Here is a 15,430-nt window from a genome sequence, read left to right on the forward strand (position 1 = left end):
CGGTTCACTTTATTCCGATGCGGTCTGAGTGTTTGAAAAATGGCAGATAAACCAGTAGTACAATATTTCTTGCCCAGTCTCATTTGCTACTCCTGTTATTTCGTAGTATCCTGAATAAAACCATAAAAGCGTCAGCCAATAATTCTATCCTCCTCCGGTTTGGAAAAGATGACTGTACGAATAGTAACAAACAGCCAGATTGTTAGCAAAATCGTAGCAATAACACTGGTAGGAATAATAACAAACAGCATTGCAGGTGTATTGGGCAGAAATTGATGTACACAACCACGCAAAACATAAAACCCTGCGGCAAATACCCACCACCTCACGTTAATACCCGGAATAATGGTGGCCAGTGGAATTACAAATAAGATATACCAGGGTAAAAGGCGGTGAATAAAGAAGCCAAAATAAATCAGAATGAAGACGGCAGTTATCTGAATCAGACCCGATATGTCCATTTTTCTTCGGCGGTACCAGAATATAACAAATACGATAACGCAAAGCAACAAGGCAAAAACCTGAAAAAACAGTATGACATTGCCCTGCTTAATGTCTGCATTCACTGTACTCCTCCATATTTCCACTGCCATCGCTGACCATGAACCGGACGGACGCATCGCACCTGCATACCGGAAGGGAGCCATAAAGGAATACGGATGTAGGATATACCAGCCCAATAGACTGGTACTTATAATGCCTGCCCACAGAACGGTTTTACGCAAACTGTTTTTCAGAAGCAGCAGGAACGCAACCGCAAGAAAGGGAAAATATAAGAATTTGGAAGCCAGCGCCAAAACACTGAATAAGGCTGAAGAAACGGATTTGCCCTTTTCTGCAAAGTCCAGCATTAACAGGGTAAAATAGACCGCGACAATATCATTATGTCCCTGCCCTGCCATTTCAAACAAACAGGCAGATGACAATACGAACGGAAAAAGATAACTGCGTCTGCCGGTTCTGTAAAACAACAGAATTACAAATAATACAATGATTGCCTTATACAGAAGTATGGCTGCTGTAGCGGAGGACATACTTACCGGCAGCAACGAGCTTATCAACAAGACAGGACCATATACGCTTGGAATCTGCTGGTATAAGGGAGAAACAAGTTCATGAAACCTGTTTACGATGCCTGAATTAAATGTTTCCAGTATATACGGGTCACTTCCATTCCTGGCAAACTCCCCATAATATATATAACTGTACAAATCGTTGGTAGTGAGAGGCGGGCAAATAAGCAGGAATATTACTGAGGCGCTGATTTTCCAATCGGTAATAACTTCTAAAGATATCTTATTTATCAGATCCAGTGAACCAAGTGTGACAAAAAGAACTGCGACTGCGATGAGAATCGAGATGCCGGCTCCGGCTGGTACTCCCGGATAGTTTCCGTCTACCACAAAAGAACCTGTGACAAAAAAGCGCAACCATCCCGCCAGTGAAAAAAGAACAGACCCAACCAGAATTTTAGCCGATGCATTCATAAAGAGAATAAAGTAAAATGATATTGACCAGTTTTATACATACAAAAGCCGACGAGCTCCAACAATTAAGCAATGATACAAATATTTTTTCATACTGGGTTCCGGCAGCGTAATTTTTAGCCGGATTTTGTTCTGAAATTGAACCACCCTGCATATCAACTCTGATCACATCGGTGTTGGTATTACATAATCTAAAAATTAAAAAACTGAATATTGTTTTGGTCATTTAATGTTTACGGCAGCAATCCGCTTCCGTCCCCTGGTGGGTATGATGCATCTCCGGGCTGATATAGGGTATGCCCAGATTCAGTCCGCGTAAAATCAGCAGGACGGCCATGACACCGACAAAGACAGGTACCGCTTTCCGCAGCTGATTCCGCAGCTGAACAGAGATGAATTTTCCCATCACTGTTACAGTGACCATCACAGGGAAAGTACCCAAACCGAATGCAGCCATAAATAAGGCACTCTGCCACACGTGACCCGTAGCCACCGCACCTGCAATGGCCACATACACCAAGCCGCATGGCAAGAACCCATTAAGAAATCCGATAAAAATATACGAGTAGAATTTCTTATCCTTTTTCAGCAGGTTACCCAATGCCTGTTTGATAAAACCGGTAAAAGTGCTGATATACGATTTGTTGCTGTCCAGGTATTTGGAAAAGAACAGGAAAAATAAGATCAACACACCTAATGCAATGGATAGGAACTGCTGGTACCCACCTATAAAAAACTGGCGGCCAACGAGACCGAACAGCACACCCATAGAAGAATACGAGGTCATTCTGCCAAAGTTATACAGCAAAATAAGAAACAGGCGCTGCCATTTAGGCTTATCATACACCGGGAGTGACAAGGCTATCGGGCCGCACATTCCTACGCAATGAAAACTTCCCAAAATTCCAATCGTAAAACCGGCTGCAATTACAGAGTAGAACATTACTGTGCGTTAAAGGATTGTTCGGAATAAAACAGTTGATTATTGCTTTTCCAGCTCAACTGAACGGTATAGAGTCCTTTGGACAGCAGCGACCCGGGAATCAGCTGAATGCCTTCAGCATCCGGTTTAAGTGCCAGATGAAGGTCTTTTTTCTCATCGGACGGGCGCAGAAAATAAATCTTACCGTCTGTAATATTTTGAGCGGCTGCTGCCGGAATTCTTATTTTCACCATATCGGCAGAATCGGTGAGCGATAATTCTTCATCGAGTTGCTGGAGATTATTCTTACCGTCTATCACCTGCTGATAGGCCAGTTCCTTCACATAATAGTTTTCGTCCTGCATCTCATTTGTCTGCCGGGAAGATACATAGACCATCCCCAGCATAGCCAAAACAAAAGCAATGTAAACAAGCATTATCCTATATCCCCAGTTCATCCGTTTGATTTATAAAAATGGTCCTAAAAAGTTGGTTTTAACGGTCTGTATCTTCTCACCTTCCCTAAACACGGCAATAGTAACATTATTTTTCCGCTGGTGTATTTCTTTCCTGTCCAGGATAACAAAAAAAGTCACCTCATTCAGGGTTTCTGCCTTTAGATTCAGGGCATGTCCACCGATTAATTTAATCTCTCCTTTGACATTCTCCAGTTTCAGCTCTGCCTTAAATTCCTTTTTGGTTTTATTGATAATCTTCGCATTGTACAAATTGCTCAGTTTATTATCCGGCAATTCCTGATATAATTGCCCGGCAGTCCGGGTGATATGAGCATCCACATCTTTACGGGTGACCAATAATACCGTCAATATGGCCAGCAATATGACCAGCAATATAGTAAATGCTTTTATCTTAGGGGTAAATGCCAGTTTTTTGCCTTCTGCTATTCCGTTTTCAGATGCATAGCGAATGAGTCCCTTCTGCAATCCCACTTTTTCCATCATAAAGTCACAGGCATCTATACAGGCTGTGCAGTTGGTACAATCCAGCTGTGTACCGTTCCGTATGTCTATCCCTGTAGGGCAAACGTTGACACATTGGTGGCAGTCAATACAATCGCCGGCCGTTCGTACTTCATTTTTCTTAAATTTAGCGCGGCCTTCTCCCCGTTTATAATCGTAGGCGACCAGCATGGTGTCTTTATCAAACAATACCCCCTGCAGCCTGCCGTAAGGGCAAATGGTGGTGCAGACAAGTTCGCGAACGAAAGCGAAGACAGCATAAAACATTCCTGTAAAAACAATTAAGCCAAGGAATAAGGCAAGGTGTTCAGAAATGGGTTCTTCAATTATTTTAATCAGCCTGCTTACACCAAAAATATAGGAAAGGAAGGTATTGGCAATGAGAAATGCGATGAGAATGAAAATCAGGTGTTTCACTATTTTCTTTCCTATTTTTTTCCCTGTCCATTTTCCGTTATCCATCAGTCTCTGTTCTGCGGGTGAACCTTCAATCAGCCATTCTATCGGGCGGAATATCAATTCCATGAATATCGTCTGAGGGCAAACCCATCCGCAAAACAATCTTCCGTAGACAACTGTGAATAATGCTATAAAGATGATAAATGTAATCGTGGCGATTGCAAAAATATAAAAATCCTGAGGCCAGAAGATTTTACTGAATAATATGAACTTCCCCTCGGGAATATTAAACTGAACAAATGGCATTCCGTTTACCTTGATAAACGGAAGTCCAAAAAATACCAGTAAATAGAAGATGGTTAGTATGTTCCTGTAGTTATAATACCTGCCGTGAGGTTTAAGGGCATAAACCCAGTTGCGTGCACCTTTTTCTGTTACAGTACTGACTCTGTCTCTGTAGGATTCGGAGTGCTGTAGTTCATCTAAATCCATGTTATTTTGTTTTTGTGGAATCTGCAGAAGCCGTGGCCCCCGTTGATTCTACATACAATTCACCTTGTTTTTCTTTTGCTCCGGGTGGATTTGTTCCATTAATAGATTCAATAAAACTGGACAATTGGGCAATCTGAGTCGGGGTAAAATCATCTTTCCAGGCTTTCATTCCTTTTTCGACCCATCCGTATTTAATCGATTTAAAAACATCTTTAATGGAACCTCCGTGTATCCAATAAGCATCTGCCAGATTCGGACCTACACCTCCCTGACCTTTATCGCCGTGACAAGCAGCACAGTTCATTGCATACAACTTTTCACCACCGGAAATACCGGCAGCATCCAGCATTGCCACATTATTTTCATCCACCTGATTACCCTGGAGCTTTAACAAAGAATCCTGTTGAGCCTGGGCAGCCTTCATCTCTATTTCAAATTCTTCAATCTGGAGGGGTGCTGAATGTGAAACATGATACCTGTACATGTAGATCATGGCAAAAATAATGGTTGCAATAAAACTGACCGTAAACCACGGAGGTGTAATATTATCTAATTCACGGATGCCGTCATAATTATGTCCGGTATCCATATTACCTTCATCATCGAGTGATTTAAACTCGTTAATGGATTCCCATAACGATTTTTCTTTCTTTGCTTCCGGACTGTTTATTTTGTATTGCTCGATTCCGGTTAAAAAGCGCAATGCCTTAATGAAGAAAAAGATGATGGCTACTTCTATAAGTATGACAACTGAGAATCCGTAAAAGTAAAACTTTGGAGTCCAGTCTGTAGCTGCCGGTGCCGCTGCATCTTGTGAAAAGGCACTGAAAGTCAATAACAGAAACCCGATTAGCAACACTATATTTTTTGCATTACCGCCGGATGCAGATTGTTTGTTATGCTTATAGAATTCGATGGCATTATTTACAGTCGTAGCCAATACGACGATAATCAGCAACAATACAACTGCAACACAACACAACACCGTATTGACAGATATGGAAAGACCGGCGGGTGTCGTTGCTGCAGGAGCTGCCGCATTAGTTGCCTGTGCAAAAACAGCAGGCGAAACAAGCAGGCTTAAAAACATCAACGAAGATGCTTTAAGATTATTTATCAGGTTATTTATTTTCATCTGAATTGATTTTAGTATTTATAAGAAAATGGTATGCTCAACTTATTTATCCCTAGATTCACCTTCCAGCGGTATGTTTTTCATGTGGTCTATAAATCCGCTGTCTGCTTTCCATACCCACAGTGAAACGATTAGAAAGAATGCCACGAATAGCAATAAGGACGTCATGGGATAGATGCTGACCCCTGTTATGGTTTCCAAATAATTTATAAATTTCATACACGTGTTTTAATCAGTTTTCCAATACTCGCTGCCGCTAATTTGTTCCCGTCGGTTTCTGCTCACCTTTAATATCTTTTCCGAGACGCTGCAAATAGGCTATCAGGGCAATGATTTCCTTATTGCTGCTGATTTCTATCTTATCCATTTGCAATTTATATTTAATCTTTTCTGCCTGCATTTTCAAATCATCATTCGCCCTTGCTTCATACCCTGCTTCATATGGAACACCCAGTTTTCTCATGGCATGAATTTTAGAATTCGTGGATGCTATATCGATATCTCTTTCAAATAACCATGGATATTTAGGCATCACAGATCCCGGAGACATGGAAGTAGGGTCCAGCATATGGTTAAAATGCCAGCTATCCGGGTACTTTCCACCCTGCCTTGCCAAATCCGGTCCGGTTCTTTTACTACCCCACTGGAAAGGATGATCGTATACAAACTCACCTGCTTTAGAATATTCTCCGTAGCGCATCACCTCATATCTGAATGGACGTATCATCTGTGAGTGACAGGTGTAGCATCCTTCTCTGACATATATATCTCTGCCTTGTAACTCAAGGGGAGTATATGGTTTAACACTTGCAATAGTCGGAATATTGGATTTCACCAGAAAGGTTGGAATCAATTCAAAAATACCGCCCAATGCAACAACAAATAAACTCATCACCAGCAAAAGAATAGGTTTTCTTTCTATAACACTATGCCAGAATGTTTTTCCTGTAGTAACATATGCCTTAGGTAAGGCCGCAGCCTCTGCTTCCTCGCTCTCTACAAATGCTCCCTGTTTCGCCGTTTTGATTAAGTTATAAATCATCACTATTACCCCCAGCAGATAAACAGTACCACCTACCGCTCTCATGACATAGAAAGGTATAGTGGTTTGGACGATGTCAATAAACTGGTATTGTAATTGTCCTTCCGGTGTAAATGCCTTATACATGAAATAAGAACGGAATGCAGCCCAATACATCGGTATAGCATATAAGATGATACCTAAAGTGCCTATCCAGAAGTGGGTGCCTGCCAGTCTCTTTGAGTATAAATCAGTTTTAAATAATCTCGGAATCAGCCAGTACATCATACCGAATGTTAAAAATCCATTCCATCCCAATGCTCCTATATGAACATGCGCAATCGTCCAGTCACTGTAGTGTGAAATGGCATTCACGTTTTTCAAGGACAACATTGGCCCTTCGAAGGTGGACATACCATAACAGGTTACCCCTACCACGAAGAATTTCAGGATAGGATCTTCCCGCACTTTATCCCAGGCGCCGCGCAACGTGAATAGTCCGTTTAACATACCTCCCCAGCTTGGTAAAATCAACATGATGGAGAAGGCCGTCCCCAATGATTGTGCCCATTCCGGCAATGCCGTATATAATAGATGGTGAGGACCGGCCCAGATATACAAAAATATCAATGACCAGAAGTGTACAATACTCAAACGGTAAGAATACACCGGTCTGTTAGCCGCTTTAGGGATGAAGTAATACATCAATCCAAGGTATGGAGTCGTTAAGAAGAATGCCACCGCGTTATGTCCGTACCACCACTGTACCAATGCATCCTGAACACCCGCATAGGCGGAATAACTTTTCATCCAGGAAAAGGGTAACTCCATAGAGTTTACGATATGCAGCATAGCCACCGTTACCCAGGAAGCGATGAAGAACCATATCGCCACATATAAGTGACGTTCCCTTCGGGTTAATATGGTACCAAACATATTGATACCAAATACCACCCAGACCAAGGTAATGGCAATATCAATTGGCCACTCCAACTCTGCATATTCCTTTCCGGTGGTATAGCCTGCCATCAGACTGACGGCAGCTGCTACAATAATTAACTGCCATCCCCAAAAATGGATATTACCAAGCAGTTTACTGAACATTTTCGTTTTCAATAGCCTGGGAAGTGCGTAATAAATGGCGGTAAAGATACCATTGCCCACAAATGCAAAGATGACCGCATTCGTATGCACCGGACGAAGCCTGCCGAAGGTAGTGGCTGCCAAATCTAAATTCAATACAGGGAATGCCAGCTGAAAGGCGATCAATACGCCAATAAGCATTCCTACTGCTCCCCAAAAAATCGTTGCGATAGCAAAATATTTTGGCAATCGGTTGTCGTAACTAAATCGTTCTAATTCCATAATATATCACTTGGTTGGTTTATTAATAGTATGATCAAATAAAATTCTTCTGGAAGGAGAATAATCATCCTCAAACTGCCCGTCCCTGATACTCCAGAGAAAGGCGGCTAAAAATCCACCTGCTATGAAGAGGCTGACAGCTAACAATAATATGATTACGCTCATAATTTTTATCTTTTACAAAAGTATTATTTTCATTTATTTTATGTACTGACTGCAATCAAATTTAATTATGACTTTTATCATGTTTTACTTAATCCGTATTTATATGCATACCATTCACTCAAACCAAAGGTAATCAGAATAATGCTGATCGAACTGCATGGCATCAAAATAGCCGCTATCAGCGGGGATAAACTTCCCTGTACGGCGAAATACATTCCAACTACGTTATAAACAATTGATAAAATGAAACTTATAACAATAATCCTTTTACCCGCTTCTGCAAAACGGAGAAATTTATCCACATTGGAAAACTGAGAAGCATCCAGTATTCCGTCGCATGCCGGCGTAAAATTATTGGCATTTTCCGTAATGGCAATTCCCACATCACTTTGCTTTAATGCTCCGGCATCGTTTAATCCATCTCCGATCATCAGTACTCTTTTATGCTGAATGTTCTGCAGGTGTTGGATATAGGCTAGTTTCTCCTCCGGCTTTTGATTGAATAACAATTCAGCGTCTTTATCTAAAACAGACTCCAGAAAGTGCTGCTCCGCATTATTATCGCCTGATAAAACGGATAAGGAAAATTTAGCGTGTAACTGACGCAGCAGTTGTTTAAATCCAAAACGATAAGCATTCTTTATTGCAAAAGTACCGAATATCTCATCATCTGCTTTTACAAAAACGGATGTATTCAGGGCATTTTTCATCTTATCTCCATAAACAAACTCATAAGAGCCTATTTTATAATATCTATCATCTATCCAACCTTCTATACCTTTACCTTCAATGGTTCTGAAATTCTCGGTCTCCTGAACGGAATTAATATTCAGGTATTCCAGAATAGCTTTGCTTAATGGGTGAGATGACTGCGCCAGCAAAGCTGCCAGGTTTTTCTTTTCTGAACCGGTCAGTACTTTTCCGCTGTAAGTGACAGCAATACTCTTTTGCTTTGTAAGCGTCCCTGTCTTATCAAAAACGATATGATTAACGCCTGCCAAAGTTTCAATCACATCCGGATTGCGCAGATACAATCTATTTTTTGTCAGAACACGGAGTATATTGCCATTGGTAAATGTTGCGGACAACAGCAACGCACACGGGCAGGCAACAATCAATACAGTCGTTAATGTATTCCACATTAACGTATACTCCTGATGCAAAAACCAGTAAGCGGCTGCCACTACGGCAATAAGCAGGACGATAAACGTAAAATATTTACTTAATATATGGATGAATGAGCTTGGTGTATTTTCTTCCTCCTTTTTAAAGACATCTTTATTCCAAAGATTGGTCAAATAGCTTTGTGAAACTTCTTTCACAACAACCAGTTCCAATGCAGCACCCAGCTGCTTTCCCCCCGCATAAATAATTTCACCGGGTTCTTTCAGCACCGGCAAACTCTCACCGCTGACAAAACTGTAATCGATCTCCGCTTTTCCTTTGGAAAGAATACAATCTACCGGTATCAGTTCATTGTTATAGACCTGAATGATGTCTCCTTCATTTATATTACTGATGGGCGTTGGAACTGCCTTGCCATCTTTTATTAGGTTGACGGCAATCGGAAAGAATGATTTATAATCCCTGTCGAATGAAATGGACTGATACGTTTTATCCTGGAGTATTCTTCCTAACAGCATAAAAAATACAATACCGCTCATGCTGTCGAGGTATCCGGAACCGGTGCCGGAAAAAATCTCATATATGCTTCGGCAAAACGTTATCAGGATAGCCAATGCTATCGGCGCATCAATATTCAGGAATTTATTCTTCAATCCTTTCCAGGCCAACTCAAAAAATTCGGAGGCGGCATAAAAAAAAACCGGCAGCGACAATACAACTATTACGTATTTCAGTATGGTGGAGATATTTTCTTCCATATATCCGTCCATGGAGAAATATTCCGGAAAGCTCATCATCATGATATTGGCAAAGCAGAATCCGGCAATACCCAGTTTATACAACCTGGAGCGATCCACAGAACGGACAGCGCCGGTATTAAACTCCTGCAAGCTGATATGCGGCTCGTAGCCAATGGAAGCGAGTGTTTCCACCACCTTACGCAGTGTGGTCTCTGCATTGTCAAATACTAAAAAGACTTCCTTCCGGACGAAATTGACTTTAGAGGTAATAACACCCGGATTAATTCTGTGAATGTTTTCCAGCAACCACAAACAGGAGCTGCAATGCATCTGCGGCAGGTAAAAGGTAATATGCGTTTGATTGCCGTCTGTAAACTGTATCAGTTTCTGCACGATAGAGGCATCGTCTAAAAAGGCAAACTTATTCTCCCTTATCCTGATTCTTTGTGTAACGCCCGGATTCTGGTTTAAATCATAGTATGTACATAAATTATTTTCATTCAATAATTCATAAACCAGTTTACAGCCTTCGCAGCAGAAATATTTATCCCGGATATGGATATTTGTCGTTGAATTAGCTTCACCGCAATGAAAGCAAACCGTTTTATTTATTGTTTCATGGTTCATTCAGGAGCAGGAGCTGTACGATTCTCAATTTTAGTCCACAAAAAATTCTCCTTAATGTACAAAATATGCTGGATATTCTGTTCAATTGCATACAATTCATTGCAGCAAATTTTAAATTGGTTCGACCAGTTGGGCTGCTGGACATAGTTGTTCATCAAACCACGCAACTTCTGCAAAATAGCCATCACCCGCTGATGGATGGAATTAATAGGGGCCAGTGAAATCTGACTAACAGGGTGTTTTTTTACATGCGGAAACAACAAAATATGATCCTTGACAAACAGTTGCTTTACCTCCTCCTGTAATTTATGAAACAGTGTATTTGTTAAATCTGTTGTTTCGGAGTGCTCTTCTGAAGACAGGAATTCAAGGTAATTTTGTGTAGTTTCCAAATCTGCCAAAATCTGGGGATAATGTCTCTCTTCCAGATAATTGCATAATTCCTCCGCACTGAAGTCATTGTAATTTATAATATGCAAATTATGCATTGCCAAAATTTGACATAAAGCTAATGCCTATTCTGAAGAATAAGTATGACTGCAATCAATTTAAAAGATGATTTTTATCAGGTTTTTAGAATTAATCGTACAAATTCGCTGTTTTAACAAGCTTATCTGAATCCAGTATCTTAATCTTTTTACCGGTCAATTCAATAATGTGGTCCTTATTGAATTCCGAAAGCAGACGAATGGCAGTTTCTGTTGCAGTACCTACCAGATTGGCTATTTCTTCCCGTGTCAGCAGGATATTAATTTGATTTTCCTTATCTATTCCATAGGTTTCTTTTAAGAATAAGATGGTTTCTGCTACACGTTCCCTCACCGGTTTTTGGGCCAAGTGGGTTATTTTTTCTTCTGCATTCTTCAGCTCGTTGGACAGCAATTTCATCATTTCAAATGAAAGACCGGCATCTTTCTGCAAAATGACCAAAAATATCTCTCTGGGAATGAAACAGACATTGCAGTTTTCAATGGCGGTTGCCGTAGCACTGTACCTGTCACCGGATAAAAGCGCCTTATAGCCAATGATATCTCCCGGTTTGGCCATTCTTATAATCTGTTCCTTACCCTCACTTCCCATCATCGCCAATTTGATTTTTCCGGCATTGATACAATAAACCCCGGATGCATAGGAACCTTCCCTGAAGATACTCTCCCCTTTTTTAAAGGTGGAACATATCTTCAGCGCCTCAATCTCCTCCATTCTGTCATGTTCTGTTTTGCAAAAAACAGAATTAAAACGGTTGGAACAATGTTTGCAATCAACGTGTTCGAAAATTAGTTTCATAAGCCGATTTGAAATCAAATATTAGCAATTTTCAGTAAATATAAAACTAAAAGACAATGTATTTGTCTACAATCCGCAATAAATTGACTAATGCCAGTTTCGGGGTTGGAAAAAATCCAGCGTTTTATATTCTTCACTGTCTATGTCCGGTACAAAATTATACTTCCACCCGGCATGTGGCGGCAGGCTCATCAATATGGATTCTATACGTCCGTTTGTTCTTAATCCGAAATGGGTGCCCCTGTCGTACACCAGATTAAACTCGGCATACCTGCCCCTGCGGATATATTGCCATTCTTTATTTTTTTCGGAAAACGAACGAAGTTTATTGAGTTCCACGATCTCTGAATAGATAGGCAAAAAGCTGTTTCCGACCGCCTGTAGGAAGGTAAACAGTTTTCGTTTTTCACCTGGATTTTCAGGTCTCAAATGGTCAAAGAAGATACCTCCTACACCGCGCATCTCCTGACGGTGCTTTATGGTAAAATAGTCATCGCACCATTTTTTATACTCCGGATAATAAGATGCATCAAACGCATCACAGACGTTTTTCAACAAGGTATGCAGATGCAGCGTATCTTCCACATTCGGATATGCCGGCGATAAATCAATTCCACCGCCAAACCATTCATCTGTAACTTCGCCTCCTTCTTTGTCTGTCATCCTGAAATAACGGACATTCATATGAATAATGGGTACAAAGGGATTCTGCGGATGAATGACGACAGATACACCTGTAGCGTGAAAATAATCCGCATGGCGCGATTCACTTTTAAGGACATCCGGAAGTTTTCCATGAACATGTGAAAAATTCACCCCCCCTTTTTCAAAAACCGTTCCATTTTGAATCACTCTTGAGTCCCCGCCGCCGCCTTCCGCCCGTTGCCAGATATCTGACTGAAAAACAGCCGAACCATCTGATTTTTCGAGGTTTGTACAAATGGTATTTTGCAATTCAATTAAATACGTTTTTATGACATGCAGACTGATTTCCATTAAATTGTATTTATGCAAACATTAATTAAAAGAAGTCAATACAGTAAATATACTATTTTATCACTTTTTACGGCATTCTATTCTCAAATAATCACTGCACCGACCACATCACAACCTGTATATCAGATGCAAATTTTCCCATGGTCAGTCAACATTGGTCTTTACTAAAAAATACCTGTAAGGAATTATTTGTCACTATATTCATTCGATGCAGGATTTATAAAATCACAAAAAATCTGATAAAGCTCCGAAATTCAGCTCAGAAACGCAGTTTTACCAATAAATAGGTACAGTTCGACGGATTTCATTTTAAAATTTCACGGTATTTATGTATTGCGAAATTGTAAAATCTGATGCAAATTTATGTTATTGAAAAACCATTAAAACAAATTGCCATGAAAAACAAATTCACCCGCTTAAAGCAACCCTGATAGCCAGACTCTTCTATCAGGAACATAATTCCTTTTTCATTCATTTTTCTTTAAAACCATGAACTATGAAAAAGGTACTGCTAATATCATTGTTTCTGGCATTGGCCGGAAGCGGATATGCCAAGAAAGACAAAACAAATTGTGCTATTACCGGAACATGGAAATACTCCAACAGCAGCGCAATAAATGATTTCCAGCGAATTTCAAATCTCAGAACAGCCAACTACACTTCCGAATACCTCGTATTCAATGACAGGAACGAGTTTAAACACGAATTTGTAGATGAAAACGGGTTGAACACCAGAACGCTGAAAGGAAAATGGAAAATTTTCGGAACCAAAATAAAAATATCCTATACAGATATTGATTTTGAACTGCTGGTGGATTATTTTTTCATGGACAATGACCTGGTGTTAGGAAAAAATCTAAACCACATCATCTTTACCAAAGACGCTTTCGTTGAAAACAACTTAGCGCTTAAATAGCGTCTGACCGAGAATTGCCATTCATCTCATTCCTTATCTTGCCTCGCATAACAGCAGCCGATGCTATGCCTGAACTCAAACCGCCCGATGGTTAAAGAAACATTCTGCTATTCGTTTATTACCATAAAAAACAAACTCATGAAAGACATAATCAAAAATTGCACCCTGTTCACCGTGAATGGGAGCAATGCAGCAGCAAACAAAATCACTCCGGGGTTGTCAGTTCTTTGCGGAAATAAAACAAATCATTCATACCTGACGGCAGTTATATTGGCAATCATTCTATTTTTATGTGTTTCCTGCGACAGAAATATCGCTTCCGGCTGCGGCACCTGGCCGATGGTGAGTTCCAAAAACGACAAGACGCATAACGGCATGTATAGAAGCGATGCCAGGCCTGTCTATTATAAAAACAACAGACAATATACTTACTACAAAAAATATAATTAAAGGGCGGAGAAACACCTCCGCATTTCAGTAAGTTTTTTCATAAGATAGTTTGCCATATCCCACGATGCAACAGTTGTGGGATTTTTCTTTAAAACGGCATAAGCCAAGCTGAAAAAGCACGCAGGTTGTAACAAGATATTAAAATACGGTAATGGAAACTGATTATCTTTCCCTGGTCCAAACATCTGTTTTACGGAGGAACTTTAAACTGCAGATATAACCTGTTATGGAGAGCGTACCGTCCTGGTTGAGTTTAAATTTACCGCAAAACTCTCTGCCCTTAACATAGGCTATGCCATTCTCAAAATAATTGGTCACCGGATTATAAACAGCATCCCACAAAACCCTCAAACCAACCATCGGCTTATTTCTAAGTTCAGGATCTGGATTTTTATGATCTACCAGCGGTTTCCCGTTTTCATCTTTGCTTTTACGAAGCCATATAATCTTACCCTCTACGGAATTGCCGTTTTTATACAACTGCACCTTACAGTCCTTAGCACTGGAACACCATACACCACATACATCCGGCATAGATTGTCCGAATGTTTCAACTGTAAACAGCACCGAAATAAACAAAAGCAAGGTTTTCAATATCATACTTATCAATTGAGCGCTAAAATATGGTTATTCATTAATTCAATGGCATAATTTATTGTTAAAAATAAAATCCAGTTATCAATGCATTCTGTCACCTCTCAGTTCAAGCAGCTTCAGCACTTTAGTTTCATAATCCAGCCATTCGTTCCAACGCTTCCGTACGGTCAATTTATCAAAATAATATTCTGCCAGATCCAGAAAGAGGCGATAATGGGTGGCCTCTGCCATCATGAGTTTGTGATAAAACTGCTTCAAATCATCATCACTGATTCCTAATGACAGCAACCGGAATCGCTCGCAACTCCTAGCTTCTATTAAAGCGGCCATTAATAAATTATCCAGGAACCGTATTTCTTTGGTATTTCCTTTCGTGAAAAATTTATTGAGTTCCAATACATATTCATCTTTGCGCTGTGCGCCCAGACTGAGTCCCCTTTTTTTCAATTCATCCAGCACCATTTTAAAGTGCGACCACTCTTCACTGACAACCGGTATCAATTTCTGCACCAGAAATTCTCTTTCCGGATGCTGTTGAATCAATGCTATACAGGTAGACGTAGCTTTCTGCTCACAATAAGCATGGTCAGTCAAAATATCTTCAACAGCCATTTCCGCTAAATTCACCCAACGGGGATCCGTTTCTAATTTCAAACCCAACATAATTGCAAAAATAACGATTTTTCGATCATTACAAATACATTATTTAACTATATTTAACTTCTC

At 40.3% G+C, this 15,430-nt stretch carries 16 protein-coding genes; 2 read left to right on the plus strand and 14 right to left on the minus strand.

Translation table 11 applies throughout. The features are described 5' to 3' along the window. Window positions 1–131: 131 nt before the first annotated feature. The 12 genes from IPM95_02670 to hemF form a co-directional block, all read right to left on the minus strand. Window positions 132–1,487 (minus strand): hypothetical protein, encoded by a 1,356-nt coding sequence (locus IPM95_02670; protein MBK9328220.1) that lies wholly within the window; start codon window positions 1,485–1,487, stop codon window positions 132–134. 226 nt (window positions 1,488–1,713) lie between these two features. Then, the gene (locus IPM95_02675; protein ID MBK9328221.1) at window positions 1,714–2,430 is read right to left on the minus strand and encodes a sulfite exporter TauE/SafE family protein; all 717 of its coding nucleotides are present in this window, start codon (window positions 2,428–2,430) and stop codon (window positions 1,714–1,716) included. Continuing rightward, a complete protein-coding gene (locus IPM95_02680) occupies window positions 2,430–2,867 on the minus strand; it encodes a FixH family protein (GenBank protein ID MBK9328222.1) in 438 nt (145 codons plus the stop codon). Before IPM95_02680 ends, IPM95_02675 begins: the two co-directional genes overlap by 1 nt. 9 nt (window positions 2,868–2,876) lie before the next feature. Continuing rightward, window positions 2,877–4,280: a cytochrome c oxidase accessory protein CcoG gene (gene ccoG, locus IPM95_02685; GenBank protein ID MBK9328223.1), complete on the minus strand. Its 1,404-nt coding sequence runs from the start codon at window positions 4,278–4,280 to the stop codon at window positions 2,877–2,879. 1 nt (window position 4,281) lies between these two features. Continuing rightward, window positions 4,282–5,415 carry a c-type cytochrome gene (locus tag IPM95_02690; protein ID MBK9328224.1) on the minus strand — a complete coding sequence of 378 codons (1,134 nt, stop codon included), beginning with the start codon at window positions 5,413–5,415 and terminating at the stop codon, window positions 4,282–4,284. A gap of 42 nt (window positions 5,416–5,457) precedes the next feature. Next, window positions 5,458–5,634: a CcoQ/FixQ family Cbb3-type cytochrome c oxidase assembly chaperone gene (locus tag IPM95_02695; GenBank protein ID MBK9328225.1), complete on the minus strand. Its 177-nt coding sequence runs from the start codon at window positions 5,632–5,634 to the stop codon at window positions 5,458–5,460. Window positions 5,635–5,671: 37 nt separating this feature from the next. Next, the gene (gene ccoN, locus IPM95_02700; protein ID MBK9328226.1) at window positions 5,672–7,801 is read right to left on the minus strand and encodes a cytochrome-c oxidase, cbb3-type subunit I; all 2,130 of its coding nucleotides are present in this window, start codon (window positions 7,799–7,801) and stop codon (window positions 5,672–5,674) included. Between the two features lie 6 nt (window positions 7,802–7,807). Further along, the gene (ccoS, locus tag IPM95_02705) at window positions 7,808–7,966 is read right to left on the minus strand and encodes a cbb3-type cytochrome oxidase assembly protein CcoS (protein ID MBK9328227.1); all 159 of its coding nucleotides are present in this window, start codon (window positions 7,964–7,966) and stop codon (window positions 7,808–7,810) included. Between the two features lie 77 nt (window positions 7,967–8,043). Further along, window positions 8,044–10,458: a heavy metal translocating P-type ATPase metal-binding domain-containing protein gene (locus IPM95_02710; protein ID MBK9328228.1), complete on the minus strand. Its 2,415-nt coding sequence runs from the start codon at window positions 10,456–10,458 to the stop codon at window positions 8,044–8,046. Continuing rightward, on the minus strand, window positions 10,455–10,946 hold the full coding sequence (locus tag IPM95_02715; protein ID MBK9328229.1) for a hypothetical protein: 492 nt from the start codon (window positions 10,944–10,946) through the stop codon (window positions 10,455–10,457). The genes IPM95_02710 and IPM95_02715 overlap by 4 nt, the downstream gene beginning before the upstream one ends. Window positions 10,947–11,037: 91 nt before the next feature. Next, window positions 11,038–11,745 carry a Crp/Fnr family transcriptional regulator gene (locus IPM95_02720; GenBank protein ID MBK9328230.1) on the minus strand — a complete coding sequence of 236 codons (708 nt, stop codon included), beginning with the start codon at window positions 11,743–11,745 and terminating at the stop codon, window positions 11,038–11,040. A gap of 87 nt (window positions 11,746–11,832) precedes the next feature. Then, on the minus strand, window positions 11,833–12,741 hold the full coding sequence (gene hemF / locus IPM95_02725; GenBank protein MBK9328231.1) for an oxygen-dependent coproporphyrinogen oxidase: 909 nt from the start codon (window positions 12,739–12,741) through the stop codon (window positions 11,833–11,835). Window positions 12,742–13,237: 496 nt separating this feature from the next. On the opposite strand from hemF, the gene IPM95_02730 reads away from it, so the two are divergent. Then, window positions 13,238–13,657 (plus strand): hypothetical protein, encoded by a 420-nt coding sequence (locus IPM95_02730; GenBank protein ID MBK9328232.1) that lies wholly within the window; start codon window positions 13,238–13,240, stop codon window positions 13,655–13,657. Between the two features lie 138 nt (window positions 13,658–13,795). Next, window positions 13,796–14,107, plus strand: a complete 312-nt coding sequence (locus IPM95_02735) for a hypothetical protein (GenBank protein ID MBK9328233.1) — start codon at window positions 13,796–13,798, stop codon at window positions 14,105–14,107. Between the two features lie 162 nt (window positions 14,108–14,269). Here the strand turns inward: IPM95_02735 and IPM95_02740 are convergent, their stop codons facing one another. Then, a complete protein-coding gene (locus IPM95_02740) occupies window positions 14,270–14,707 on the minus strand; it encodes a DUF2147 domain-containing protein (GenBank protein ID MBK9328234.1) in 438 nt (145 codons plus the stop codon). Window positions 14,708–14,785: 78 nt separating this feature from the next. Further along, window positions 14,786–15,367, minus strand: a complete 582-nt coding sequence (locus IPM95_02745; GenBank protein ID MBK9328235.1) for a tRNA-(ms[2]io[6]A)-hydroxylase — start codon at window positions 15,365–15,367, stop codon at window positions 14,786–14,788. Between the last annotated feature and the right edge of the window lie 63 nt (window positions 15,368–15,430).

Source organism: Sphingobacteriales bacterium (assembly GCA_016719635.1).
In the GTDB taxonomy this organism is placed as follows: domain Bacteria; phylum Bacteroidota; class Bacteroidia; order Chitinophagales; family JADIYW01; genus JADJSS01.

Coding starts and splice junctions, on each gene's coding strand:
- IPM95_02670 (MBK9328220.1), bottom strand. CDS start 1,487: ATGAATGCATCGGCTAAAATTCTGGTTGGGTCTGTTCTTTTTTCACTG.
- IPM95_02675 (MBK9328221.1), bottom strand. CDS start 2,430: ATGTTCTACTCTGTAATTGCAGCCGGTTTTACGATTGGAATTTTGGGA.
- IPM95_02680 (MBK9328222.1), bottom strand. CDS start 2,867: ATGAACTGGGGATATAGGATAATGCTTGTTTACATTGCTTTTGTTTTG.
- ccoG (MBK9328223.1), bottom strand. CDS start 4,280: ATGGATTTAGATGAACTACAGCACTCCGAATCCTACAGAGACAGAGTC.
- IPM95_02690 (MBK9328224.1), bottom strand. CDS start 5,415: ATGAAAATAAATAACCTGATAAATAATCTTAAAGCATCTTCGTTGATG.
- IPM95_02695 (MBK9328225.1), bottom strand. CDS start 5,634: ATGAAATTTATAAATTATTTGGAAACCATAACAGGGGTCAGCATCTAT.
- ccoN (MBK9328226.1), bottom strand. CDS start 7,801: ATGGAATTAGAACGATTTAGTTACGACAACCGATTGCCAAAATATTTT.
- ccoS (MBK9328227.1), bottom strand. CDS start 7,966: ATGAGCGTAATCATATTATTGTTAGCTGTCAGCCTCTTCATAGCAGGT.
- IPM95_02710 (MBK9328228.1), bottom strand. CDS start 10,458: ATGAACCATGAAACAATAAATAAAACGGTTTGCTTTCATTGCGGTGAA.
- IPM95_02715 (MBK9328229.1), bottom strand. CDS start 10,946: ATGCATAATTTGCATATTATAAATTACAATGACTTCAGTGCGGAGGAA.
- IPM95_02720 (MBK9328230.1), bottom strand. CDS start 11,745: ATGAAACTAATTTTCGAACACGTTGATTGCAAACATTGTTCCAACCGT.
- hemF (MBK9328231.1), bottom strand. CDS start 12,741: ATGGAAATCAGTCTGCATGTCATAAAAACGTATTTAATTGAATTGCAA.
- IPM95_02730 (MBK9328232.1), top strand. CDS start 13,238: ATGAAAAAGGTACTGCTAATATCATTGTTTCTGGCATTGGCCGGAAGC.
- IPM95_02735 (MBK9328233.1), top strand. CDS start 13,796: ATGAAAGACATAATCAAAAATTGCACCCTGTTCACCGTGAATGGGAGC.
- IPM95_02740 (MBK9328234.1), bottom strand. CDS start 14,707: ATGATATTGAAAACCTTGCTTTTGTTTATTTCGGTGCTGTTTACAGTT.
- IPM95_02745 (MBK9328235.1), bottom strand. CDS start 15,367: ATGTTGGGTTTGAAATTAGAAACGGATCCCCGTTGGGTGAATTTAGCG.